The following is a 2505-nucleotide window of genomic DNA, read 5'->3' as shown; positions in this document are numbered from 1 at the left end:
GGGGGTGTCGCCGGGGACGTCGGTGCCGGTCGCGGCGCGCCACTCGGTGCGGTAGGCGTCCTCCGCGCGCCGCAGCAGCGGCTCCGGCGGTGCGGTGACGCACCAGCAGGTGGGGAAGCCGATGCGCAGGTAGGCCAGCTCCGTCAGGCCGCTGCCCAGGCAGGCCTGCTCGAAGTCGACGAACCTGACCCCGCAGGCGGTGTGGAGGTCGTTGCCCGGGCAGGGGTCCCCGTGGAGCAGGGCGTGCCCCGGGGCCCGGGCGAGCCGGACGGTCAGTTCCTCCAGCTCGCCGGCCGCGCCGGCGGTGACGGTGGCCCCCAGTGTCCGGGCGAGCCGGAGGAAGGCGGCGACGTCGTGCCGGCCCGGGCCCGCACGGCGGGGCAGCACGCCGGCGTCCCCGGGGCCGGCGGCGGCGTGCAGGCGTGCCAGGGCCGCCGCGTACGCCACGATCCAGTCGGGGGCCGGGCGCAGGTGTTCCAGATGCTCCGTCACCAGGACCCGCTCCCCCGGATCGGCGGCCAGGAGTACCGGCGCGACCGCGGGGCGGGCCCGGGCGGCGAGGCGCAGCGCGGCCACCTCGCGGGCGTAGGCGTCCTCGGCGCCGGGGCCGGCGACGATCTGCTTGACCACCGCGGCGCCCTGCGCCAGCTCCACACGCCACACCCGCGAGCGGGGGCTGCTGGTCAGCCGGCGGGCGCGCCCCGGTGCGCCCAGCTCGGCCCGCAGTACCTCCCCGAACGGCACCGATAAGCCCATGGGTTCACCCTGCCACGGGCCGGCGGCGGCACGCACCGGCATTTCGGGCGCCGGGCTGTGGGGGCCGGGCGGGGCGTACGGGCCGGGCCGTACGGGCGGGGCGGGCCGTGCAGGCGGGGCGGACGCACAGGCCGTACGGGTCGTGCGGGTGGGGCGGCCGCACGGGCCGGGCGGGGGCGTACGGGCCGTGCAGGCGGGGCGGGCCGTACGGGTGGGGCGGGGGCCGTGAGGGATGCGCGGGTGGTCGTGGTGCGGGTGTGGGGGGGCGCCGCCGCCCCCGTCGGCCGCCGGGCCGCGGGGGGCGTGCGGGGGTGGGTGTTACTTCAGGCCGATGTCGTCGCAGGTGGCCTTGAGGGCGTCGGTGCAGATGTCCTCGATGGTGTAGACGTTGTCGAGGACGACGGTGGTGGCGATGTTGTTGCGGGTGACGGCGGTGCCGGGGATGAGGACGGCCGGGATGCGCTTGGTGGTGGGGCTGGAGACGAACTGGTTGATGATGCCGTCGATCTTCTCTCCCTGGGCGAGGAGGACGGCGAGTTCGGCCGCGGCCTCGGCCTCGCGGGCGTAGGGCTTGTAGACGGTCATGTACTGGTCGCCCGCCACGATGCGGCGTATGCCGGCGAGTTCGGCGTCCTGGCCGGTGACGGGGGGCAGCGGGGAGACGCCGGCGGCCTTGAGGGCGGTGATGATGCCGCCGGCCATGCCGTCGTTGGCGGAGTAGACGCCGACGATCTTGTCCTTGCCGAGTGCGGAGAGCGCGGCGGTCATGTTGGCGGTGGCGTTCTCCGGCTTCCACTCGACGGTGTCGTACTCCTTGCCGACGTTCACCTTGCCGTCCAGGACGGAGCGGGCACCGGACTTGAAGCTGGCCGCGTTGGGGTCGGTGACCGCGCCGTTCATCATGACGATCCTGCCGGTGCGGGCCTTGTCGCCCAGGGCCTCCAGCAGGGCCTTGCCCTGGACGCGGCCGACGTCCTCGTTGTCGAAGGAGGTGTAGGCGTCGATCGGGCCCTCGGCGAGGCGGTCGTAGGCGACCACCGCGATGCCCGCCTCCTTGGCCTTGGTCACCGAGGCGGCGATGGCCTTGGAGTCCACCGCGTCGATGACCAGGACGTCCACCTTGTCCTTGATCATCGCGTCGGCCTGGGAGGTCTGCCGGGCCGCGTCGCCGCCGGCGTTGGCATAGAGCACCTTGCCCTTGCCGAGGGTCATCACGGCGACCTTCTTCTCCATCAGCGGCTTGTCGAACTTCTCGTAGCGCGCGGTCTCGTTCTCCGGGAGCAGCAGGCCGATCCGGACCGCGTCGCCGCTGCCGCCGTCGCCGCCGCTGTCGGAGCCGCCGCAGGCGGTGAGCGTGACGGCGAGCGCCGCGACGGCCAGAGCAACCGGGGTACGCCCCAGATACGCGTTCACGAGGTGAGCCTCCCTGATGGGGCCGTGTCCGTACGGCCGAAGTGGAGGCAGTCAACGTGCCCGCATCGCTGCCGTCAAGAAGTGAATCCCTAACGAGATGGCAACGCTGTCAACGCCCCGACCGCCCGCGCCCGGGCAGGGGTTTCCTGCGATGGCCTGGGGCCGGCCGGGGGTGTGGCGTCAACTCCTGAAGGGTGCGGGGCGGGTTGTGTTCGGCACGTGAGCGGGTCCGGGAGGGCGGGCCGGTGCGGGCGGGAGGAGGGGAGGGGGTGGTCGGGGGCGGTCGGGGGATTGTCGGGGTGCGGTTTTTCACAGGGCGGGGGGTGCAGGGGATGG

Annotated in this window: 3 protein-coding genes; 1 reads left to right on the top strand and 2 read right to left on the bottom strand. The window is 74.2% G+C overall.

Going from position 1 to position 2505, the window contains the following annotated elements; all coding sequences use genetic code 11:
* On the bottom strand, window positions 1–756 hold a 756-nt coding region (locus IF89_RS0134965), incomplete at its 3' end, for a phosphotransferase (RefSeq protein ID WP_043194819.1).
* On the opposite strand from IF89_RS0134965, the gene IF89_RS46690 reads away from it, so the two are divergent.
* The gene (locus tag IF89_RS46690; RefSeq protein ID WP_158718117.1) at window positions 755–985 is read left to right on the top strand and encodes a hypothetical protein; all 231 of its coding nucleotides are present in this window, start codon (window positions 755–757) and stop codon (window positions 983–985) included. The two genes, IF89_RS0134965 and IF89_RS46690, sit on opposite strands and share 2 nt — an antisense overlap.
* Before the next feature lie 89 nt (window positions 986–1074).
* Here IF89_RS46690 and IF89_RS0134960 read toward each other — a convergent pair whose 3' ends face one another.
* Complete coding sequence (locus IF89_RS0134960; protein WP_030776971.1) at window positions 1075–2169, bottom strand: substrate-binding domain-containing protein; 1095 nt, start codon at window positions 2167–2169, stop codon at window positions 1075–1077.
* Window positions 2170–2505 lie beyond the last annotated feature (336 nt).

This window comes from Streptomyces sp. NRRL F-2664 (genome assembly GCF_000719345.1).
Lineage (GTDB): Bacteria > Actinomycetota > Actinomycetes > Streptomycetales > Streptomycetaceae > Streptomyces.
This window is presented reverse-complemented; position numbering and strand designations above follow the sequence as displayed.